The organism is Microbulbifer marinus (assembly GCF_900107725.1).
GTDB lineage: Bacteria > Pseudomonadota > Gammaproteobacteria > Pseudomonadales > Cellvibrionaceae > Microbulbifer > Microbulbifer marinus.
On record NZ_FNQO01000001.1, the window covers coordinates 960141 to 982335 of the forward strand.

17 protein-coding genes and 2 tRNA genes are annotated in these 22195 nt (G+C 60.6%); 3 read left to right on the forward strand and 16 right to left on the reverse strand.

Translation table 11 applies throughout. The features are described from left to right. Positions 1-88 precede the first annotated feature (88 nt). Together BLW36_RS04135 and uvrB are read right to left on the reverse strand one after the other, a co-directional pair. Positions 89-165, reverse strand: a tRNA-Val gene (locus BLW36_RS04135). A gap of 166 nt (positions 166-331) precedes the next feature. Beyond that, complete coding sequence (uvrB, locus tag BLW36_RS04140; protein ID WP_091385436.1) at positions 332-2338, reverse strand: excinuclease ABC subunit UvrB; 2007 nt, start codon at positions 2336-2338, stop codon at positions 332-334. A 259-nt stretch (positions 2339-2597) separates the two neighbouring features. Between uvrB and BLW36_RS04145 the strand changes: the two genes are divergently transcribed. Further along, positions 2598-2673: transfer RNA gene (locus tag BLW36_RS04145), tRNA-Asn, on the forward strand. Positions 2674-2816: 143 nt separating this feature from the next. Here the strand turns inward: BLW36_RS04145 and BLW36_RS04150 are convergent. The 14 genes from BLW36_RS04150 to gyrA form a co-directional block, all read right to left on the reverse strand. Continuing rightward, the gene (locus BLW36_RS04150) at positions 2817-4721 is read right to left on the reverse strand and encodes a polysaccharide biosynthesis protein (protein ID WP_244506123.1); all 1905 of its coding nucleotides are present in this window, start codon (positions 4719-4721) and stop codon (positions 2817-2819) included. 114 nt (positions 4722-4835) lie between these two features. Then, entirely contained in the window at positions 4836-5678 is an 843-nt protein-coding gene (locus BLW36_RS04155; RefSeq protein ID WP_170833114.1) for an MraY family glycosyltransferase, read from the reverse strand. 44 nt (positions 5679-5722) lie between these two features. Continuing rightward, a complete protein-coding gene (locus BLW36_RS04160) occupies positions 5723-6649 on the reverse strand; it encodes an NAD-dependent epimerase/dehydratase family protein (protein ID WP_091385443.1) in 927 nt (308 codons plus the stop codon). A gap of 87 nt (positions 6650-6736) precedes the next feature. Next, complete coding sequence (locus BLW36_RS04165) at positions 6737-7045, reverse strand: ComEA family DNA-binding protein (protein WP_091386936.1); 309 nt, start codon at positions 7043-7045, stop codon at positions 6737-6739. Positions 7046-7178: 133 nt separating this feature from the next. Then, entirely contained in the window at positions 7179-7907 is a 729-nt protein-coding gene (pyrF, locus tag BLW36_RS04170; RefSeq protein WP_091385446.1) for an orotidine-5'-phosphate decarboxylase, read from the reverse strand. Positions 7908-7961: 54 nt separating this feature from the next. Further along, positions 7962-9152 (reverse strand): lipopolysaccharide assembly protein LapB, encoded by a 1191-nt coding sequence (gene lapB, locus BLW36_RS04175; protein ID WP_091385449.1) that lies wholly within the window; start codon positions 9150-9152, stop codon positions 7962-7964. Positions 9153-9158: 6 nt separating this feature from the next. After that, on the reverse strand, positions 9159-9467 hold the full coding sequence (locus tag BLW36_RS04180; RefSeq protein WP_244506124.1) for a lipopolysaccharide assembly protein LapA domain-containing protein: 309 nt from the start codon (positions 9465-9467) through the stop codon (positions 9159-9161). A gap of 119 nt (positions 9468-9586) precedes the next feature. Next, positions 9587-9895: an integration host factor subunit beta gene (gene ihfB / locus BLW36_RS04185; protein WP_091385451.1), complete on the reverse strand. Its 309-nt coding sequence runs from the start codon at positions 9893-9895 to the stop codon at positions 9587-9589. Positions 9896-10037: 142 nt separating this feature from the next. Beyond that, positions 10038-11717, reverse strand: a complete 1680-nt coding sequence (gene rpsA, locus BLW36_RS04190; protein ID WP_091385453.1) for a 30S ribosomal protein S1 — start codon at positions 11715-11717, stop codon at positions 10038-10040. 173 nt (positions 11718-11890) lie between these two features. Next, positions 11891-12589 carry a (d)CMP kinase gene (gene cmk / locus BLW36_RS04195; protein ID WP_091385455.1) on the reverse strand — a complete coding sequence of 233 codons (699 nt, stop codon included), beginning with the start codon at positions 12587-12589 and terminating at the stop codon, positions 11891-11893. Positions 12590-12668: 79 nt separating this feature from the next. Next, positions 12669-14915, reverse strand: a complete 2247-nt coding sequence (locus tag BLW36_RS04200; protein ID WP_091385457.1) for a bifunctional prephenate dehydrogenase/3-phosphoshikimate 1-carboxyvinyltransferase — start codon at positions 14913-14915, stop codon at positions 12669-12671. Then, positions 14915-16018, reverse strand: a complete 1104-nt coding sequence (gene pheA, locus BLW36_RS04205; protein ID WP_091385459.1) for a prephenate dehydratase — start codon at positions 16016-16018, stop codon at positions 14915-14917. The genes BLW36_RS04200 and pheA overlap by 1 nt, the downstream gene beginning before the upstream one ends. 30 nt (positions 16019-16048) lie before the next feature. Next, positions 16049-17140, reverse strand: coding sequence for a 3-phosphoserine/phosphohydroxythreonine transaminase (gene serC, locus BLW36_RS04210; protein WP_091385461.1), 1092 nt, complete (start codon positions 17138-17140; stop codon positions 16049-16051). A gap of 170 nt (positions 17141-17310) precedes the next feature. After that, positions 17311-19884 (reverse strand): DNA gyrase subunit A, encoded by a 2574-nt coding sequence (gene gyrA / locus BLW36_RS04215; protein WP_091385463.1) that lies wholly within the window; start codon positions 19882-19884, stop codon positions 17311-17313. A gap of 200 nt (positions 19885-20084) precedes the next feature. On the opposite strand from gyrA, the gene BLW36_RS04220 reads away from it, so the two are divergent. Next, on the forward strand, positions 20085-21410 hold the full coding sequence (locus BLW36_RS04220; protein WP_091385465.1) for a TRZ/ATZ family hydrolase: 1326 nt from the start codon (positions 20085-20087) through the stop codon (positions 21408-21410). Positions 21411-21485: 75 nt separating this feature from the next. After that, positions 21486-22187, forward strand: a complete 702-nt coding sequence (gene ubiG, locus BLW36_RS04225) for a bifunctional 2-polyprenyl-6-hydroxyphenol methylase/3-demethylubiquinol 3-O-methyltransferase UbiG (RefSeq protein ID WP_091385467.1) — start codon at positions 21486-21488, stop codon at positions 22185-22187. Positions 22188-22195: the final 8 nt, after the last annotated feature.

Below are 22195 nucleotides of genomic sequence, written 5' to 3' on the forward strand. Positions count from 1 at the left end.
CTATCAGTGGCGATCCCTACCAAAGACCGCGTGAATCAACTTGATGAGCTGGGGCTTCTGGCCCAGGTACGCAAGGCACCAAAAAAGATGGTAGACCCGAGCGGACTTGAACCGCTGACCTCTGCCATGTCAAGGCAGCGCTCTAACCAACTGAGCTACGGGTCTGTAACTTTGCAGTGGGGAACCCCGTGCTGCAGAGGACGCGAACTTTAGCACCGGTTTTTAGTGTTTTCAACAACTTAGTGAGCTTTTCGATCATCGAATTTGCCCGACAAAACGGTCGCCCCGCCGAACTCATGTCAACTGACCGGAGCCCGCTGCACAGAACCGTCTACTGCTCTTCTTTCAGGCTGGTGATCTCGTCGCGCAGCTTGGCCGCCGCCTCGAACTCCAGGTTCTTGGCATGGTTGTACATCTGCTCTTCGAGCTCCTCGATGCGCGCCCAGCGCTGCTTGTCGGACAGCGGTTTCTTCTCCGCCTTGTAGGCGCCCTTCCCTTCAGCCACCTTGCGGCGCCCTTTCGGCACCCCGGGCGCGATGGCACCCTCCATGATGTCGGCGACGCTCTTGCGGATTCCCCGGGGGGTAATGCCGTGCTCGGCATTGAACGCCATTTGCTTCTCGCGACGGCGCCGGGTTTCCTCCAGGGCGCGATCCATTGAAGCAGTGACTTTGTCTGCGTAGAGGATCGCTCGCCCCTGCAGGTTGCGTGCGGCGCGGCCGATGGTCTGGATCAGGGAGCGATCGGAGCGCAGGAAGCCCTCCTTGTCCGCGTCGAAGATGGCTACCAGCGCCACTTCCGGCATATCCAGGCCCTCGCGCAGCAGGTTGATGCCCACAAGCACATCGAACTCGCCGATACGCAGGTCGCGGATGATTTCCACCCGCTCCACCGTATCGATGTCCGAGTGCAGGTAGCGCACGCGCACGCCGTTTTCGCTGAGATATTCGGTCAAGTCTTCCGCCATGCGCTTGGTCAGCACAGTGATCAGCACCCGCTGGTCCGCATCGACGCAGCGGTGGATTTCCGACAGCGCGTCGTCCACCTGGGTCGACGCGGGGCGGATTTCCACCTCGGGATCCACCAGCCCGGTGGGGCGCACCACCTGCTCCACCACCTGGCCGGCGTGTTCCGCCTCGTAAGGCCCCGGGGTCGCGGACACGAAAATAGTCTGCGGCGCCAGGTGCTCCCACTCCTCGAACTTGAGCGGCCGGTTGTCCAGAGCCGACGGCAGGCGGAAGCCGTACTCCACCAGCGTCTCCTTGCGCGAGCGGTCGCCGCGGTACATGCCGCCGATCTGCGGCACGGTGACATGGCTTTCGTCGACAAACAGCAGCGCGTCGTGCGGCAGGTAGTCGAACAAGGTGGGAGGCGGCTGGCCGGCGTCGCGCCCGGACAGATAGCGCGAGTAGTTCTCCACGCCGTTGCAGTAACCCAACTCCTGCATCATCTCCAGATCGTACTTGGTGCGCTGCTCCAGGCGCTGCGCCTCCAGCAGCTTGTCATTATCCCGCAACTGCTTGAGCCGCTCATGCAGCTCGTCCTTGATCCGGTCGATGGCGCTGACGATGGTTTCCCGCGGTGTCACGTAGTGCGACTTCGGGAAGATGGTGATGCGCGGCACCTTCTTCAGCTGCTCGCCAGTCAATGGATCAAACAGCGTAATCTCCTCGATTTCCTCATCGAACAGCGACAGCCGCACCGCCTCCATATCCGAGTCCGCCGGATAGATGTCGATGATGTCGCCGCGCACCCGGTAGGTGGCGCGACGGAAGTCGGTATCGTTGCGGGTGTACTGCAGTTCCGCCAGCCGGCGCAGGATGGTGCGCTGATCCACCAGATCACCGCGATCCAGGTGCAGCACCATTTTCAGATATTTATCCGGATCACCCAGGCCGTAGATCGCGGAAACGGTTGCCACCACGATGACGTCGCGACGCTCGATCAGCGCCTTGGTGGCGGACAGCCGCATCTGCTCGATATGCTCGTTGACCGAGGCATCCTTCTCGATAAAGGTGTCCGATGACGGCACATAGGCTTCCGGCTGGTAGTAGTCGTAGTAGGAGACGAAGTACTCCACCGCATTCTTCGGAAAGAACTCCTTGAATTCCCCATACAGCTGGGCGGCCAGGGTCTTGTTGTGGGCCATGACGATCGCCGGACGCTGCAGTCGCTCGACGACATTGGCCATGGTGAAAGTCTTACCGGAACCAGTCACCCCCAGCAGCGTTTGGTGACTGAGACCATCCTCCACGCCCTCCACCAGCTGTTCAATTGCGGCTGGCTGGTCACCCGCCGGACTGTACTTGCACACCACCTGAAATGGTCGCGACTCCATAAACCCACCGCCAAAACCGTCTGAAAAGCAATCTGCGATTGTAGAGCCTGACCCCAGCCCCCACAAATGCCGACCGGCCCAGGACTATTCCGGCGCCAGCCCGAGCAAATTGCTGACTTTTTACCCAACAACCGCCCAAAAATAAATTCCCGACAAATCAATTAGTTAAAGTGCAAAAAAGGGGTTGACCTGCCCAGGGGGGCTATATAAGATACGCGCCATCTGAACGGCACGGCACACACGCCAGCCGCTAAGAAATTCCGCCTTAGCTCAGTTGGTAGAGCAAATGACTGTTAATCATTGGGTCGCTGGTTCGAGCCCAGCAGGCGGAGCCAAACATGAAAGCCCTTAGCGAAAGCTAAGGGCTTTTTTCGTTGTGTCCTTGCCAAGGTAGATCCTTGCGCCCCTCTTTCCCGATACAAAAAAGCCCCACATTCCTGCGAGGCTCTTCCGAAGACACACTGCCGATCACTACAGGTCAGCGACGCCCGACATCCGTTGGCAGCGGCAACCTTTCCACCTGCCCGACTTGCGGTGCCGGCATATTTTCGCGGCGCTGAGCCCAAACCACATCGACCAGGCTTTGTTTCGGTGAATAGTCTTTCACTGCCTCCAGCAGAATCCGGTGGACTTCCTCGCAGTCGTGCCGGCTGCACGCCTGTCGCAACTCGCCAATCAGCAACTGCAGCTTGTCAGTGCTGAGACGCTCCTCTTCGGCACGCATGATCATCGGGTGGTCGGTGCCGGATACGTTGTCGCCGAGCAGAAGCTCCTCGTACAGCTTTTCTCCCGGGCGCAGGCCGGAGATCTGGATTTCGATATCGCCCTCCGGGTTCTCTTCATCGCGCACGGTGTGCCCCATAATCTGGATCAGCCGCCTGGCCAGATCGTGGATGCGCACCGGTTCCCCCATATCCAGAACAAACACATCACCATTGCGCCCCATACTGCCGGCCTGTAATACCAGCTGCGCGGCTTCCGGGATGGTCATGAAATAGCGTGTCACCTTGGGGTGCGTGACGGTCACCGGACCACCTGCATTAATCTGGTCAGTAAACAGTGGGATTACGGAGCCGGACGAGCCGAGCACGTTGCCGAAGCGCACCATACAGACGCGGGTCTTGGTAAAACGGCGCCCGAAATCCTGACACAGCAGCTCGGCAAATCGCTTGGTCGCCCCCATCACATTGGTCGGCCGCACGGCTTTGTCGGTGGAGATCAGTACGAACTGCTCGACTCCAAACGCCTCGGCCGCCTCCAGCACGGAGAGAGTGCCGAGCACATTATTGTCCGCCCCTAAGACCACATTCTGCTCCACCAGCGGCACATGCTTGTACGCCGCCGCATGATAGATAGTGTGGATCGAGAAGCTCTCGATAATCTCTGCCATGCGGGCGCGGTCGCGCACATCGCCGAGCAGTGCGGTCACCTTCAGCTGATGCCCCTCATCCAGCTGCTGCTGGTAGAGCTCCCGCTCGATCTGATAAAGGGCAAACTCCGAGGTCTCCAGTAACACCAGGTGGGCGGGCCCCCACTGGGCGATCTGCCGGCACAGCTCCGAACCGATCGAGCCACCAGCACCGGTGACCAACACCACTTTGCCGCTGATCGAGCTGGCGATCAGGGCCTTTTCCGGCTCAACCGGCGCACGACCGAGAATGTTCTCGTAGATCTGCGATACGTCTGAGACGCGCCCAGCGCCATCCACGAGCTCTTCCAGCCCCGGGATCACCTTCACTACCAGTCCGCGCTCGCGGAGCCCGCGGGTAATCTCCCGGCGGCGACGCTTGGGCACACCGGGCATTGCCAGCAGCACCTCGGCAATATCGCGCTCAGCGACTACGTCGAGAATATTGCTCGGGTTATAGACCAGCACGCCGTCAATCAGCGTCTTCTGCTTGGAGGCGTTATCGTCGAAAAACGCCACTGGCTTGTAAATTTCACCGTGTACCAAAGCTTTGTACAGCTGCAGACCAGCGGTACCCGCACCGTAAATTGCTACGCGGGTCTTGTGGATTTCCAGCGCCATCTGGTAATAGACACGCACCAGCCAGCGGGAGCCACCGACGGCGATAAGCGCAAAACACCAGTAGATGACCGGTACCGAGCGCGGCACCCCGGCGAAGGTAAGGTAGGAAGCTACCGCGAGCACCACGGCAGATGCAGTGACCCCCTGCAGCACGGCCACGATGGCCTGCTGCCCCATATAGCGGATAACGGTGCGGTAGAGGCCCAGGCGCAGAAAGATGAAACTACTGGAGCCGAGCGTCAGCGCCAGGCAGATCAGCATTTCCGCCTCCAGCGCCGGAGTGATCCCATTGACGCGGATCGCCATCGCCATGACAAAGGCGAGGCTCAACATCAATAGGTCGAAGAGCAGCATCAAAACCGGTTTGTGATGTTTTTGTACTATCCGCCAGATGCGTGTCACGCAGCCCCCAAATTTTCCCCATTTCCCCACTCGCTGCCACCCTGCCCCACACAGGGTGTCGACCGGTTATGCCAGGCCGAGCTTTGTAAGTGAGACCGCCAGTATAGACATACTCAGCATAAATCCCAGCTCCCAATACAGCGTTTGTTTCACCCCGATACGCAGCGCGCTGCGCTGGTAGAGATGTTCGCGATGCGCTTCCCACCAGCGTTTGCCGACCAACATCCTGCGCAGCAGCGTCAACGTGGCGTCCAGCCAGAAAGGCGCAAACACAAGAACAGGCACCAGCAAGCCGAAAGCGCCGCTCTGCCAGCCGTAAAGACTGACCCCAACGGCGGCCAGACCCAATACTGTAGAGCCGGCATCGCCCAGAAAAATGCTGGCCGATGGCCAGTTGAAGCGCAGGAACACCAATGCACCGGCGACCAGCAACGCGCAGACACCAGCGAGATCGCCATGTCCGCGCAGCATCGCAATCAGCCCCAGCGACGCAAAGCCGATGACCGTCATGCTACCGGCCAGGCCATCCATACCATCCATAAAATTGTACAGATTGATCATCCACACACCGCTGACTAACAGCAGCGGGTACCACCACCAGGCCAGCGCCTGCGGCAGTGCCCACAGCACCAGTGCCACCGCCAGCAAATGCACAGAAAAGCGGATTCTTGCCGGGACGTGACGCAGGTCATCGATGGCGGATACCGCCAGCAGCAACACGAACCCTGCCGACAGCGCCAGGGGCGGTGAGATCGGGCTGACAGCCAGCGCCGCCAGGCATCCGGCCACCAGGGCCCAGCCGCCGGTGCGCGGTACCGGTGTTTCGTGCATGGAGCGATGGTTCGGCAGATCCAGCGCAAACTCACGCAGATTTGACAGTAACAGTGTGGTGATGGCGTAACTAACCACTACAGCCACCATCGCCGGGGCCAACCACCCCCCCATTAACCCCATCAGGCAATACCCCGTAAAAACTGACTGTATCGCTCTTTCGCACGCCATGGCAGCGCGCGACGCAATCGCGCGGCACTATAAAGTTCGCTCTGCTCCAGCTCAAGTAAAGTGCGGACAATCGACAGGCGGCGCAGGGGGCGGGCGGGCGCCAGCAGCAGCGAGGTCAACCGCCTGCTGGTGCGTGCGCGCGCGCCAGTCAGGGCTTGAATGATGTTCGCCAAGTCGTAGTAATTGGGTTCCGCGGCAATAAAGACCTCCCGGTCACATTGCTCTGCCTGCGCCAGTAGAATAATTGCGCGGACCAGGTCCCCCAGGTGGATAAAGCTGCGGCGACCGCTGGCCGGCAGTATCGGGGCCAGGCGACCGAGCAAATGCAATCGCCCTCGCCAGCGCCCCGCCTTACCGCCGACTTCGGCGATTCCCTCGTCAACTCCATAAACGGCCGCTGGCCGGATCAGGTTGACTCGACAGCGGGATTGCTCGGACAGCAATTGTTGCTCCCCTAGCCACTTACTGCGCCCGTAGGCATCCTGGGCCGGCGAACCGCAATGCTCATCCGCAACCCGGCCCCCTGGCGGACACAGCGCTTTGACACTGGAGAGATATGTAAAAGATTCGGCGCCGGCGGCTTCCGCACAGCGCAACAGCTCTAGCGGGCAATCACTATTCAGCCAGCGCGCGAGATCGGGTCGGCGCTCGCAGTCAGAGCGGCGGGCCATTCCTGCTGCGTAAACTACCCGATCCCCGGACTGGAAAAGAGAAGAGAAATCACCGTCGGGCGACAGTGACAGGGGCTGGTGATCACAATTTTGCGGGCCGCTGGGGGCACGGGACACGGACAGCACTCGCTGTCCACTAGAACTGAGGCGACGGCAAAGTGCCTCGCCAATGTAGCCAGTGCCGCCGATTACTACCCAACGCGCCATCTGTTGTCTTACCCGGATTTGTTCTTTGCCCGCCACACTAGCCGACAGTGACCCGCGGTACTGTCGACTGTGCACGGATTTATGTTACTAGAGTTGAATCCTGTCGCGATTCTTTTCCAACGTTGCCGTTCCTATTCCCTTGATCTCCAGCAACTGCTCGACCGACGTAAAGGGCCCTTTTTCCTCGCGGTATTTAACAATCAGCTCCGCACGCGCGGCGCCGACGCCATCGAGTTTTTCCGCCAGCTCGGCGGCCGAGGCACTGTTAACATTGACCGTGATTGCGACCACCTGTGCTGTGTCAGTCTGCATGTCGTCGGCAACGGCAAGCGCCGAAGAGCAGACCATCAACAGGGCGGCGAAAAGGATAGAAAATGATGTACGGATAGTGTTCATAGCGAACTCCCAGTGAAGGTTAACTATTTTCACTTTGGGACTGCTGTTACTCCCCCAAGCCGCAACACTCTACCAGCTCATCACACGCCTTTGGCTGCAAATTGATTACACGCCATTACAGTACGCGATCCGCTTATGCGCCCGCGCCGATCTCCGCCAGAATCTTCTGCAGTGACTGCATTGGATCAGCGGCGGCAGTGATCGGTCGACCGATCACGAGGTAGTCCGCACCCCACTCCAGCGCCTGAGCCGGAGTCACGATCCGCCGCTGGTCATCGGCGGCGGCGCCCGCCGGACGAATGCCCGGAGTAACTAACGCAAAGTTCGTGCCACACCGCTGACGCAAAGCCTCTGCCTCACGCGCCGAACAAACGACCCCATCCAGACCGCACCGCTGCGCCAGAACGGCGAGGGACAGCACCTGCTCTTCCAGTGAACGCGCGATGCCTATGGCCGCCAACTCCTCGGGCGCGGTGCTGGTCAGCACGGTCACGCCAATCAATAACGGCCGCTGTTCGCCAAACGGCTGCAACGCCTCGGCCGCCGCCTCCATCATGCGCGCGCCGCCGCTCGCGTGGACATTCACCATCCAGACCCCCAGCTCTGCGGCCGCCTTTACCGCCGCAGCGACAGTGTTCGGGATATCGTGAAACTTGAGATCCAGAAAGACCTGAAATCCGCGCCCTACGAGATCCCTGACGAGCTGCGGCCCGGCAATGGTAAAGAGCTCTTTGCCAACCTTGACGCGACACAGGCCGGGATCAAGCCGATCTGCCATCGCCAGCGCAGCTTCGGCATTGTCATAGTCCAGCGCGACAACGACGGGGGAAGAAACCTGGGATTGCAAGGGTTTACCTCTCATTGGCGCTCATGTCGCGCCCAAAACAGTTAATTGGTTAATAGGGGGCCACACTGGTCACTCTCCCTCAACCCCCCTGACGGAGCGGACAGAGTCCCAGTGCTTGCAGCTGGGGCAGAGCCAGTGGAGCTGATTGCCGGAAAAACCGCAGTTGTTACAGCGGTAATGGGGGCGACTGGCGATCAATTGGTCGATCAGGGTTTTGAGCAGCGACAGGTTTTCCCGCGCCCGGCCCTGAGTAGTGTCGATGTGCAGGTCAATAAAGTGCCCCAGGCCGCGCAGCGATGGGCGCAGCGCCAGCTGCTTGCCCATGAAGGCTGCAGCCGCCGCTTCACTTTCCTGACGATGGATTCTCTCGGTCAGCGCAATCAGCACACTGTTGGAGGGGTGTTCCCGCAGCAGCGACTCCAGGTAGCGATCCAGCCCCTTTTCATCACCAATTTCCTGATAGCAGGTAATCAGCAATTCCAGAATCTCCGGAATATAGTCCGGGTTCTGCTTCGGGATCCGCTGCAGCACCTTGATTGCCTCCCGCGGACGATTCAGCAGGTGCTCCAACCTCCCCCATAGCAGGTTGGCGCGCACAGAATTACGATCGTAACCGAGGGCAGCGTCTATATGCTTGCGCGCACTCAGGTAATCCTTATTTTTGATGGCTTCTTCCGCGAGCTCGCAGCAAAAGTGCGCCTGCACCGGCGCCCATTCGGGCGAAAGCCGCTTGAAGCGACGGCCGTGCAGCAGGTTCACCGCATGGATGGCTTTCGTCCACTCGCGCTCGTCCCGATAGACCTCGACCAGATGCTCGAGACTGGTATTGCGTAGCTCAGAGGAGGTTTCGACCAACTCTTGTAACAACCGCTCGGCCCGGTCGAGCCAGCCAGCGGCAATATAATCGCGCGCCAGTTCGAGCTGGGCCTTCTGCTGACTGGCCCGCGCCAGACTCGGACGCGCCAGCAGATTCTGGTGCACGCGAATGGCTTGATCGTGTTCGCCGCGCTTGCGCAGTAAATTTCCCAGCGCCAGGTGCGTATCGAAGGTAGCACTGGTGACTTCAAGCGCATCGATAAATTTGTCGATGGCATCATCGTGACGCTCACTCAGCAGGTAGTTAAGGCCCGCCGCATAAGAGCGCGCCAGTGCCTGTTGCTGTTCACTGCAGTCCACCTTCTTTCTGGTACTCCTGCGCCCCAGCGTCCAACCGATGGCAATGGCGGCAAGCAGAAAAAAGAAAAACGTTAGGTCGAGCATCAGGCCCTAGTCTCCGGATACCTGTCGGCGCACCGTTTGGAGTTCCCGCTCCAAGCGCTGCAACTGCCGTTCCAGCCCGCGAGCCCGACGCCGCTCGGCGTAGAAAGGCACGAGGCTGACGACAAAGCCCAGCAGCAACCCAAGTAACAGAAAACCGATCAGCCAGAAACCCACACTGCCCGATGGCAGCGCGTAACCAGCAAAATTTGGGGCTATGGCATCGGGGTTGTCGACGGCAAAGTAAACACCGACAGCGATACACAGCAGGGCCAACAATCCGTAGAAGAGACGCAGCAGCCAGCGCAAGAATGACAAGGGAACCTCCGCGTTCCGCAAGAAGTGACTAAATCAACGATTCGATGGGGTACTAGTCTCTACTGCCCTGCCCCATCCTGTTCCACAGCCCCAGGCACTTCGACCCGCGGGCAAATTCATCATACTTCGGTCACAGTCTCATCGTGCATGCTGCGATTGACTCTGTCACGCAGCTCCTTGCCCGGCTTGAAATGGGGCACGTATTTGCCCGCCAGGGCCACCGCATCGCCCGTCTTGGGGTTGCGGCCAGTCCGCGGTGCGCGGTAGTGCAGCGAAAAACTGCCGAAACCACGTATTTCGATGCGCTCGCCCTGGGAAAGCACATCCGACATGGTGTCCAACATTACCTTGACCGCCAGTTCGACATCTTTGACTGGCAGCTGATCCAACCTCAACGCAATCCTTTCGATCAGTTCGGATTTGGTCATGCGCGCCGCAACCTTCTGTAAGTCATTGATTATTCTAGATTAGAGCGGCAATCATCTAATAGAAAGCCGGACTGGGCAACCCCAGTCCGGCTCTCGAATAGCCCTAAACAATCAATTCAGAGCCTATAACAACCAAGAGCTATTACTCTTTGTTGTTCATCTGCGCCTTGATCAGGTCACCGATAGTCGCCGGCTGAACCTGCTCAGCCTGCTTCTTGCTGTGATCCTTGATGGCTTGCTTCTCGTCTTCCTGGTCCTTGGCTTTGATGGACAGGCTGATCACGCGGTTCTTGCGATCCACGCTGGTGATCTTGGCCTCGACCTCTTCACCTTCTTTCAGGACATTGCGGGCGTCTTCCACCTTGTCACGGCTGATTTCGGAAGCGCGCAGTACGCCTTCGACTTCGTCCGCCAGGGTGATGACAGCCTGCTTGGCGTCAACTTCCTTGATGGTGCCGGTCACGATGGTGCCACGATCATTGGTGGTCACGTAATCGTTGAACGGATCGGACTCCAGCTGCTTGATACCCAGGGAGATACGCTCGCGGTCGGAGTCGATACCCAGGATAACAGTCTCGATTTCGTCACCCTTCTTGAACTTGCGCACGGCTTCTTCGCCAGCTTCGTTCCAGGAGATATCGGACAGGTGCACCAGACCGTCGATGCTGCCGTCCAGACCGATGAAGATACCGAAATCGGTGATGGACTTGATCTTGCCGGAGATCTTGTCGCCTTTGGCGAATTTACGCGCGAAGGCATCCCACGGGTTCTCCTGGCACTGCTTGATGCCCAGGGAGATACGGCGACGCTCTTCGTCGATGTCCAGAATCATCACCTCTACCTCGTCGCCAACATTGACAACTTTGGACGGGTGGATGTTCTTGTTGGTCCAATCCATTTCGGAAACGTGCACCAAGCCTTCGACACCCTCTTCCAGCTCGGCGAAGCAGCCGTAGTCGGTCAGGTTGGTCACAACGGCCTTCACGCGGCTGTTTTCCGGGTAACGCTGCTTGATGGATACCCAAGGATCTTCGCCCAGTTGCTTCAGGCCCAGGGATACACGGCTGCGCTCGCGGTCGAACTTCAGTACTTTTACTTCGATCTCGTCGCCAACATTCACGATCTCGCTCGGATGCTTGATGCGCTTCCAAGCCATATCGGTGATGTGCAGCAGGCCGTCGATGCCGCCCAGGTCCACGAAGGCACCGTAGTCGGTCAGGTTCTTGACGATACCCTTGATGGTCATGCCTTCCTGCAGGCTTGCCAGCAGTGCTTCGCGCTCTTCGGAAGTCGCGGCTTCCATAACGGCGCGGCGGGATACCACAACGTTGTTGCGCTTGGCGTCCAGCTTGATGACCTTGAATTCGAGCTCTTTGCCTTCCAGGTGCGCGGTGTCGCGAACCGGGCGTACGTCTACCAGAGAGCCGGGCAGGAATGCGCGGATGTTGGCAACGTCGACAGTAAAGCCACCTTTAACCTTGCCGCTGATAACGCCTTTAACCACTTCGTCAGCAGCGTGGGCTGCGTCGAGGATCTTCCAGGCTTCAGCGCGCTTGGCTTTTTCACGGGACAGACGGGTTTCACCGAAACCGTCTTCTACCGCTTCCAGGGCAACCTGTACTTCGTCGCCCACCTGCAGCTCTACTTCACCCTTGTCATTGGCGAACTGGGCGGCAGGGATAACGCCTTCAGACTTCAGGCCCGCGTGAACGGTAACCCAGTCTTTGTCCACGTCGATCACAACACCGGTCACGATGGAACCCGGTGCCATCTCTACGCTTTTCAGGCTCTCTTCAAATAAATCAGCAAAGCTCTCGCTCATTACATTACCTATATAGATGGGCCCAGCCGTTGGTAACTATTGAGTTTAGTCAACCGCCAGCCGCAACCCCACCGCGCTGCCAGCACGCGGGTCGGATTACGACAACGGCCGGGCGATTCTGGCTGATCCCGGCCGCTGTCGTTAAAAAACTGATTGTCAGGCTATCCGCTGTGCTAAGCGCCCCGGACACGGATCCGGTCGCGCACCAGCTGTAGCACTATCTGCAGGACACCGTCGATATCCACCCCGGTACTGTCGAGCTCGACCGCGTCTTCGGCGGGAGCCAGGGGGGATGTGGCGCGGTTCATATCGCGCGCGTCGCGGGCGCGGATGTCCTCCAGCAGGTCGCGGAGGCTAACAGAAACCCCCTTCTCCCGCAACTGCTCAGAGCGCCGCCTGGCGCGCTCCTCGGCGCTGGCGGTCAGAAAGATTTTGACCGGCGCGTCGGGGAACACGGTGGTACCCATATCGCGCCCGTCTGCCACCAACCCCGGCGCCTGGCGGAAGTCCCGCTGGCGCTGCAGCAGCGCGGCGCGCACGCCGGGCATGGCGGCCACTTTTGAGGCGGCCATGCTAACCCGTTCCATACGGATATCGCGACTGACATCCTGCCCTTCCAGCAGAGCAGACACTTCGCCATCGCGCAGATCGAAGCGGATATCCAGATTGGCGGCGATCTCGGTCAGGGTGGCCTCATCGGTCAAATCGACTTCTCGGTTCAGTGCCGACAAGGCGGTCAGGCGGTAGAGGGCGCCGGAGTCCAGCAGGGAAAAATTCAGCTTGTCGGCCAGCAGCCTGGCGATGGTCCCCTTGCCGGAACCACTGGGACCGTCGATGGTTATGACCGGCGGCAGTTTGTCTAAATCGCTCATAGAATCCTGTTCTTGGTAGGCACTGAGAAGGCCCCACTGCCAGCGACAGCGGAGCCTCTTTACATGCTACATGCTCGCGCTACGCGAGTTGCAGCTTCAACCCGGCGCGCTTGGCCAGCTCGGCAAAGTTCGGGAATGACGTCGCCACATTGGCGCAGTGCAAGATGCGTATGGTATCGCGGGCACGCAGGGATGCCACGGCGAAAGACATGGCGATGCGGTGATCGCCGAGACTGTCCACGGTGCCACCGCCGAAGGCAACACCTTCCCCCGCCCCCTGAATGACGATGCCATCCGACGTCGGCTCGGCGTTGACGCCAAGAATACGCAAACCATCGGCCATCGCTTGGATACGGTCACTTTCCTTTACCCGCAACTCCTCGGCGCCGGTCAATACAGTCTCACCCTCGGCGCAGGCGGCGGCGACGAACAGCGCCGGGAACTCATCGATCGCCAGCGGCACCTGGTCCTCGGGAATACTGATTCCTTTCAGCGGCGCGTAGCGCACGCGGATATCCGCCACCGGCTCGCCCCCGACTTCGCGCCGGTTCAGCAGCTCTATGTCGGCGCCCATCGCGCGCAGTATATTGATCACACCGTCGCGGGTCGGGTTGATACCGACGTGCTCCAGCAGCACATCGGATCCTGGAGCGATGGCGGCGGCCACCATAAAGAAGGTGGCCGAGGATATGTCGGCGGGCACATCGATCCTGGCCGCGGTCAGCCTGCCACCGCCGCGCACCGTCGCACGGGCACCCTCGCGCCGTACCTCGTAGCCGAACCCCTGCAGCATGCGCTCGGTATGATCACGGGTAGGCGCCGGCTCAGTGGTACTGGTCTCACCTTCGGCATACAGGCCGGCCAGCAGCACACAGGATTTTACCTGCGCACTGGCCATCGGCAGCTGATAGTCGATACCGCGCAATTTGCACCCACCCCTGACCACCAGCGGCGGACGACCATCCGGGCCGGTATCGATCACCGCACCCATTTCCCGCAGCGGGTTGGCAACACGGTTCATCGGGCGCTTGGACAGTGACTCGTCCCCGGTCAGCGTCACATCGAATTCCTGCCCTGCCAGCAGGCCGGCCAGCAGGCGCATCGAGGTGCCCGAATTGCCCAGATACAAGGGTCCCGGCGGCGCCTGCAGTCCATTCAGACCCACGCCGTGAATCACCACCCGGCCATCCACCGGACCCTCGATAACCACCCCCATATCGCGAAACGCCTGCAGGGTGGCGAGGGCATCCTCACCCTCGAGGAAACCCTCCACTTCCGTGACCCCCTCGGCCAGCGAGCCCAGCATGATGGAGCGGTGGGACATGGATTTGTCACCGGGCACCCGCAGCGTGCCGCTGACAGTACCCCCGGGTTGCGCGATAAAAGTAACTTCCTGTGCTTGCATAGGCTCTGTATACGCTTTCTTGGCCAACATTTTTGTAAAGTGATCCCGCGCCGCCTTGGCCCGGGTGAAGACGCCCATCAGCTGCTCACTGTCGCCAGCGGCAATGGCGTCGCGCAGTGAGGACAGATTGGCGCTGTACAGATCGATCGCCTGCAGAATCGCATCCCGATTCGCCAGCATGATGTCCCGCCACATAACCGGGTCGCTGGAAGCGATACGGGTGAAATCGCGGAAGCCCCCGGCAGCGTAGCGGAAGATATTTTCGTTTTCCGCGTCGTGTGCGAGCGTATCGACCAGGCCATAGGCGATCACGTGCGGCAGGTGACTCGTTGCAGCCAGTACTTCGTCGTGCTCGGCCACCGGCATATTCAGGACTTCCGCGCCGGTCGCCTGCCACATCTGCACCACGCGCTGCAGGTGATCTCCGTCGGTATGCTCCAGCGGCGTCAGGATAATGCGGTGGTCGATATAGAGGTCGTCCCTTGCCGCGGTCACGCCGCTCTTTTCCGATCCGGCGATTGGATGGCCGGGCACGAGGAATTCCGGCACCCGCCCCCAGATCTTTTCCGCCGCGGTGATGACACTGCCCTTGACGCTAGCGCCGTCCGTTATGGTTACGCCCGCGGGCAGTCGCTCGCGCATCTCGGCAAATACCTGTTCCACCGCGAGGGTCGGCACGGCGATAAAAACGACGTCGCCGGGTTCCAGTTGCGGCAGCACTTCGCCGAGATCCGTTACCGCGCGGTCGACGATGCCGAGTTCGACAGCCTGTTCACAGGTTCGTGGGCGGCGGGCGACACCGACCACCTCACGGCAGGCGCCGGCGGCCTTCAGTGCCAATCCCAGACTGCCCCCGATCAGACCGATACCGACGACTACCAGGCGGCCGATAACCCCTCGCCCACCGGCCGTTTCGAACATCAGAGGACCCCGCGCGGGTAGGAACCGAGCACTTTGAGATCCGATGCGCAGGCTCCGACCTCTTTTAACGCCGCGGCGATATCCGCACTGTCACGGTGCCCCTTAAAGTCAATAAAGAACACATAGGTCCAGTTACCGGACTGCGAAGGCCTCGTCTCCACGCGCGTCAGGTCGACATTGTGGCGCCGGAAAGGCTCGAGCAGATCGTGCAGGGCACCGGGCTCATTGCGCATCGACACCATCAGCGAGGTCTTGTCATCGCCGCTGGCGGGCACCGCCTGGGAACCGATAATCAGGAAGCGCGTGGAATTGTCAGGGCGATCTTCGATTTTCTCCGCCAGCACTTTGAGGTCGTAGAGCTCTGCCGCCATATCGCCGGCAATCGCTGCCGCATTCCACTCCCCTTTTACCCGCTTGGCCGCCTCGGCGTTGCTGGCCACGGCGATCCGCTCCACGTTCGGGTAATGGGAATCCAACCACTTGCGACATTGCGCCAGGCTCTGCGCATGCGAATAAATACGCGTAATCGCATCCGGACGAGTGATATCCGAGATCATCAGGTGGTGATGGATACGCAGCTCCACCTCTCCACAGATCTTGAGATTGGACGTCATAAAATTGTCGAGCGTGTGGTTGATCACACCCTCGGTGGAATTCTCCACCGGCACCACGCCATAGCTGACCGCACCGGCCTCCACTTCGCGAAACACTTCGTCGATCGCAGCGAGCGGACGGCTCTGTGCCGAGTGGCCGAAATGCTTGAGCGTCGCCTGCTGCGTGAAGGTGCCTTCCGGCCCGAGATAAGCGACCTTGACCGGCTCTTCCAGCGCCAGACAGGCGGACATGATCTCGCGGAACAGTCGCGCCATTTCCTCATCGGTCAGCGGGCCCTTGTTGCGCTCCATGGCCCGACGCAATACCTGCGCCTCGCGCTCTGGACGGTAATACAGCGCGTCCTCGCCAGTGGCCTTTTTCACTTCCGCCACTTCCAGCGCGCAATCGGCCCGCTCGCTGATCAGGCGGGCGATTTCGCCGTCGATCTCGTCGATGCGATCGCGCAGCGCCAGCAATCGCTGGTCGCTGCTTATGGTTTCTTCAGTCATCCGTCTGCCTAGATTCTTCCGTCGAATTGATTAGCCGCAGCGCTTCTCGAAATCGGCCATAAAGGCCACCAGCGCCTCGACCGCTTCCAGAGGCACCGCGTTGTAGAGGGATGCACGCATACCGCCCACGGAGCGATGCCCTTTCAGGTTCAGCAGCCCCGCCTCTTCGGCCTGCTGCAGAAAAGCCTTGTCGAGCTTGTCGTCAGCCAGCACGAAGGGGACGTTCATCCGCGAGCGACTGGATTTTTCCACCGGGCTGGAATAAAAATCGCTGCCATCGATAAACCCATACAGCAGTGAAGATTTCTTCTCCGCCAGCTCCGCCATCGCCTCGACACCGCCCTGCGCCTTCAGCCACTGAAACACCAGACCCGACAGGTACCAGGCAAAAGTGGGCGGCGTATTGTCCATGGAGCCGGCATCGGCAGCGACCTTCCATCTCAGGCTGCGCGGGATATCCGGCAGGGCGCGATCGAGCAGATCATCACGCACTATCCCCACCGCGATGCCGGAGGGGCCGATATTCTTCTGCGCGCCGGCATAGATCATGCCGTACTTCTCCACCGGAATCGGCCGCGACAGGATGTTCGAGGACATGTCCGCCACCAGCGGACAACTGACCTCCGGCACATAATCAAACTCCACCCCGCCGATGGTCTCGTTGGGCGTGTAGTGGAAATAGGCCGCGTTGTCACTCTGCTGCCAACTGTCCGGTCCGGGAGCATAGGAAAAATTGCGGTCCGCACTGGAGGCAACTATGTTGACCTGTCCGTAGCGGCGCGCTTCCTTGATCGCCTTCTCCGCCCACTGTCCCGTATGAATATAGTCCGCGACGCGCTGCTCCCGACTGCCGGCGGCGCCGAACAGATTCCAGGGCACGGCGCTGAACTGGCCGGTAGCGCCGCCCTGCAGGAACAGCACTTTGTAGTTGGCGGGGATGTCGAGCAGATCGCGCAGATCCTGTTCGGCGCCCTCGGCCACTTCCGTAAATTCCGGCGAGCGGTGACTGACCTCCATCACCGAGCAGCCGAGGCCACGCCAATTGAGCAGTTCCTGTTGGGCCTGGCGCAGAACAGGTTCCGGCAGCGCGGCGGGGCCGGCGCAAAAATTGAATTTCCTCATGAAGCAACTTCCAGAAGAACCCAGAGAAATGGTTACAAAATTAACTAGATAAACCGACGCAAAAAATGCCAATTGGAGCAAAGTACATCACGCATTCGCTCAAGTTTTAGAGAAGCGGAGTCAAAAAAGGCCGCGAAATTCGCAGCCTTTCCTGTCAGCGCCAGCGGGGATCACTCTTCCCCGCCCTCGTCCTGTTCGCCCTCTTCGCCTTCCTCGCTCTCCTGGATGCGCGCCAGACCCACCAGCTTTTCGCTGGCCTTGAGTCGGATCACTCGCACACCCTGGGTATTGCGGCCGAGAACGGAGACTTCGTCGACGCGGGTGCGCACCAGCGTGCCCTGATCGGATATCAGCATGATTTCCTCGCCTGGATGCACCTGGCAGGCGCCGACCAGAGCGCCGTTGCGCTCGCTCTCAGCAATGGCGATCACACCCTGGGTGCCGCGCCCCTTGGTGGGGAAGTCCGCAGTGGCGGTACGCTTGCCGTAACCGTTTTCGGTCACCATCATCACGGAGCCACCCTCTTCCGGGATCACCATTGCGATAACAAACACACCCTCTGCCATGCGAATACCGCGCACGCCGCGGGACACGCGCCCCATGGAGCGCACATTTTCCTCGGCGAAGCGGGCCGCCTTACCGGCACTGGTGAGCAGCAGCACATCGCGGCTACCGTCGGTAATGGCGGTGGCCACCAGGCGGTCGTCCTCTTCGAGCTCGATGGCGCGCAGGCCGACGCTGCGCGGACGCGCAAAGGCGGACAGCGGGGTCTTTTTCACGGTGCCATTGGCAGTGGCAAAGAAAATAAAGTGATCTTCGTCGTATTCGGATACCGGCAGCATGCTGCTGATGCGCTCGTCTTCTTCGAGCGGCAGCATGTTCACCATCGGCCGTCCGCGGGAGGCGCGGCCGGCGGTCGGTACTTCGTAGACTTTCAGCCAGTACACCTTGCCCTTGTTGGAGAAGCACAGAATGGTGTCGTGGGAATTGGCGATCAGCAGGTGCTCGACGAAATCCTCATCTTTCACCTGGGTCGCGGACTTGCCCATGCCGCCGCGGCGCTGGGCCTGGTAGTCCGCCAGCGGCTGACTCTTGGCGTAGCCGCCGTGGGAGATGGTCACCACCTTGTCTTCCGGGGTGATCAGGTCTTCCACGGTCAGATCCTGGCGGGAGGCGACGATATCGGTGCGGCGCTCGTCGCCGAACTCCTTGTCGAGCTGCTCCAGCTCTTCACGGATCACCTCCATCAGGCGCTCGAAGCTGCCGAGGATATGCAGGTATTCGGCGATCTGCTCCAGGCGCTCCTGGTACTCGCCCAGTAGCTTGTCGTGTTCCATGCCGGTCAGGCGATGGAGGCGCAGCTCCAGAATGGCCTGAGCCTGGGCCGGCGACAGGTAGTAGGCACCGTCGTCGCGCAGGCCGAATTCCTGCGGCAGATCGTCCGGGCGGCAGGCGTCGGCGCCGGCGCGATCGAGGAACTGCTGCACCTCGCCCACTGCCCAGCCCTTGGCCAGTAGTGCTTCACGCGCGTCCGCCGGAGTGGCGGAGGACTTGATCAGCTCGATCACCGGATCGATGTTGGAAATCGCGATCGCCAGACCTTCGAGGATATGTCCGCGCTCACGCGCCTTGCGCAGCAGGTAGACGGTACGGCGGGTGACCACCTCCTGACGGTGGCGAATAAAGTATTCGAGCAACTGCTTCAGGTTCAGCACCTTGGGCTGGCCATCCACCAGCGCCACCATATTGATGCCGAACACACTCTCGAGCTGGGTCTGGGAGTAGAGGTTGTTCAGGACCACATCGCCCAGCTCGCCACGCTTGAGTTCGATCACCACGCGCAGGCCGTCCTTGTCGGACTCGTCGCGCAGCTCGGAGATACCCTCGATCTTTTTGTCCTTGACCAGCTCGGCAATGCGCTCGATCAGGCGCGCCTTGTTCAGCTGATAGGGGATCTCATGAATGACGATGGTTTCTTTATTGGTCTTGTCATCGCGCAGCACCTCCGCCTTGGCGCGCACGTAGATGCGACCGCGGCCGGTGCGGTAGGCCAGCAGTATTCCGGCGCGGCCGTTGATGGTGGCGCCGGTGGGGAAGTCCGGACCCGGGATGTATTCCATCAGGTCGTCGACAGACAGCTCCGGGTTGTCGATCAGCGCCAGGCAGGCCCGCACTACCTCACTCATGTTGTGCGGCGGGATATTGGTGGCCATGCCCACAGCGATACCGGAGGAGCCATTTACCAATAGGTTTGGTACCCGCGACGGCAGCACTTCCGGCATCTGCTCGGAGCCGTCGTAGTTGTCGATAAAGTTGACGGTTTCCTTGTCGAGGTCCGACAGCAGCTCATGGGCGAGCTTGTCCATACGGATCTCGGTGTAACGCATGGCCGCCGGGCTGTCGCCGTCGATCGAGCCGAAGTTACCCTGGCCGTCCACGAGCATGTAGCGCAGCGAGAAGGGCTGGGCCATGCGCACGATGGTGTCGTAGACCGCAGTATCGCCGTGCGGGTGGTATTTACCAATGACATCACCAACGACACGTGCCGATTTTTTGTACGGCTTGTTCCAGTCGTTTTTCAATTCGTTCATCGCGAAGAGCACGCGCCGGTGCACCGGCTTCAGGCCATCGCGCACATCCGGCAGCGCACGGCCCACAATCACGCTCATCGCATAGTCGAGATAGGACTGCTTGAGCTCTTCTTCGATATTGATCGGAGAAATTTCTTTGGCTAATTCGCCCATGGCTTATGGCGTTCCTTTTTATAGCGCGGGCGTTAGTACGGTGCCCGGATAAGCGGGCGATTCTACCACAGTTTGGCGCCAGAGGATGGAGTCCTTACCGGTGCGGATACAGGGCCCACCCCGGCGGAGAGCTCCGGTTGCCGGCGTGGTGCTCCACCGCTAAAGTCTACCGCTCTGTAAACAGCCGCTAAGCCACTTCCATGCCCCAAACCATCGACACACTGGTTCGCGCACGCTGGATAATCCCGGTCGTACCCGCGCAAAAAGTGTACGAAAATTGTGCACTCGCGATTGACGCCGGCAAGATTATCGCCCTGCTGCCCGCTGCGGAAGCCGCCGCGCGCTTCCGGCCGCGCCGGGAAGTTGAGCTGCAGCGCCACGCGCTGATCCCGGGCCTGATCAACACCCACAATCACGCCGCGATGACGCTGTTGCGCGGTTTCGCCGACGATCGCCCGCTAATGCAGTGGCTGGAGCAACATATCTGGCCGGCGGAGCAGAAGTGGGTGAGCCAGGAATTTGCCGCCGATGGCAGTCGCCTGGCAGTTGCGGAAATGCTGCGCGCCGGTACCACGACATTCTCCGATCAGTACTTTTTCCCCGAGGCCACGGCTCTGGTCGCCAGGGAAGCCGGCATGCGGGCCCAGATTGCGTTTCCGGTGATCGACTTCCCCACCCCCTGGAGCCGCAACGGCGATGACGCGGTGCAGAAGGGCCTGGCCCTGCGCGACGACTATCGCGCCCACGAGCGAATTGATGTGGTGTTTGCCCCCCATGCACCCTACACGGTTGGAGATGCCACACTGGAGAAGATTGCCGTCTACGCCGCCGAAGCTCAGGTCCCGGTACAGATGCACCTGCATGAGACGGCGGGCGAGGTGGAGCGCGCCCTCACCGAGACTGGCGAGCGCCCGACCGAACGGCTGCAGCGCCTCGGCCTGCTGGGCCCCCAGACCCTGTGCGTACACATGACTGCGGTCAACGAGCGCGATTTCGAGCTGCTGCAGCAAAGCGGCGCCCACGTGGCGCACTGCCCCAAGTCCAACCTGAAGCTGGCCTCCGGCTTCTGCCCCGTCGCCAGATTGCTGGCAGCAGGGGTGAATGTCGCCCTCGGCACGGACGGCGCCGCCAGCAACAACAGCCTGGACCTGTTCGCCGAGGCCAACACCGCCGCGCTGCTGGCCAAGGCGGTCAGCGGTGATGCCGCCGCCCTGCCCGCCCACCAGGCACTGGCCATGGCCACCATCAATGGCGCCCGCGCACTCGGCATCGATAACGTGACCGGGAGCCTCGAGACAGGCAAGAGCGCCGATCTCACCGCCGTAGATCTCGGCGGGGTCGAACAGCAGCCGCTGCACGATCCGATTTCACAGCTGATCTACACCGGCGGCGGGCACAATGTCAGCGATGTCTGGGTAGCCGGCAAACAGCTGCTTAAAAACCGTGAACTGCTGACACTCAACGAAGCGGAGGTGATTCAGCGGGCCCAGCAGTGGCGTGCTAGAATCGCCGGCCAGTCAAGGTGATGGCATATCCCCGGCACCAGTGCCGCCCCCGCTTTCCGAACACGAGCGGAGCCAAAAAGAAGTTAGGGAAAATCCATGAGCAATGTCGATCCGGCGGAAATCGCCAAGTTTGAACAACTCGCCAGCCGCTGGTGGGACCGCGAGGGCGAATTCAAACCGCTGCACGAAATCAATCCTCTGCGCGCCAACTATATCGACCAGCGGGCGCCGGTCGCCGGGAAGAAGTTACTGGATGTCGGCTGCGGCGGTGGCATCCTGACCGAAGCAATGGCGCAACGGGGCGCCGAGGTCACCGGTATCGATCTCGGCGAGGCACCGCTGAACGTCGCCAAGCTGCATGCGCTCGAGAGCGGGGTAACCGTGGATTACCGCCGCATCGCCGTGGAGGAACTCGCCGCCGAAAAGCCGGCCAGCTTCGATATCGTCACCTGCCTGGAAATGCTCGAACATGTGCCCGACCCCGCCTCGGTGATCCGCGCATGCGCGGAGCTGGTAAAACCGGGCGGCCAGCTGTTTTTCTCCACGATCAACCGCACCGCCAAAGGCTGGCTGTTCGCCGTCGTGGGAGCCGAATACGTACTGCGCTTACTGCCCAAGGGCACACACGAATACGGTAAATTTATCCGCCCGTCTGAGATGGGCTCCTGGCTGCGCGACGCGGGGCTGGAAGTCCGCGATATCACCGGCATGACCTACAACCCGCTTACCCGCAATTACAAGCTGGATCCGCGGGACGTAAACGTGAACTATTTGATGCATGCCAGCAAACCGGAATAAGTGACCGC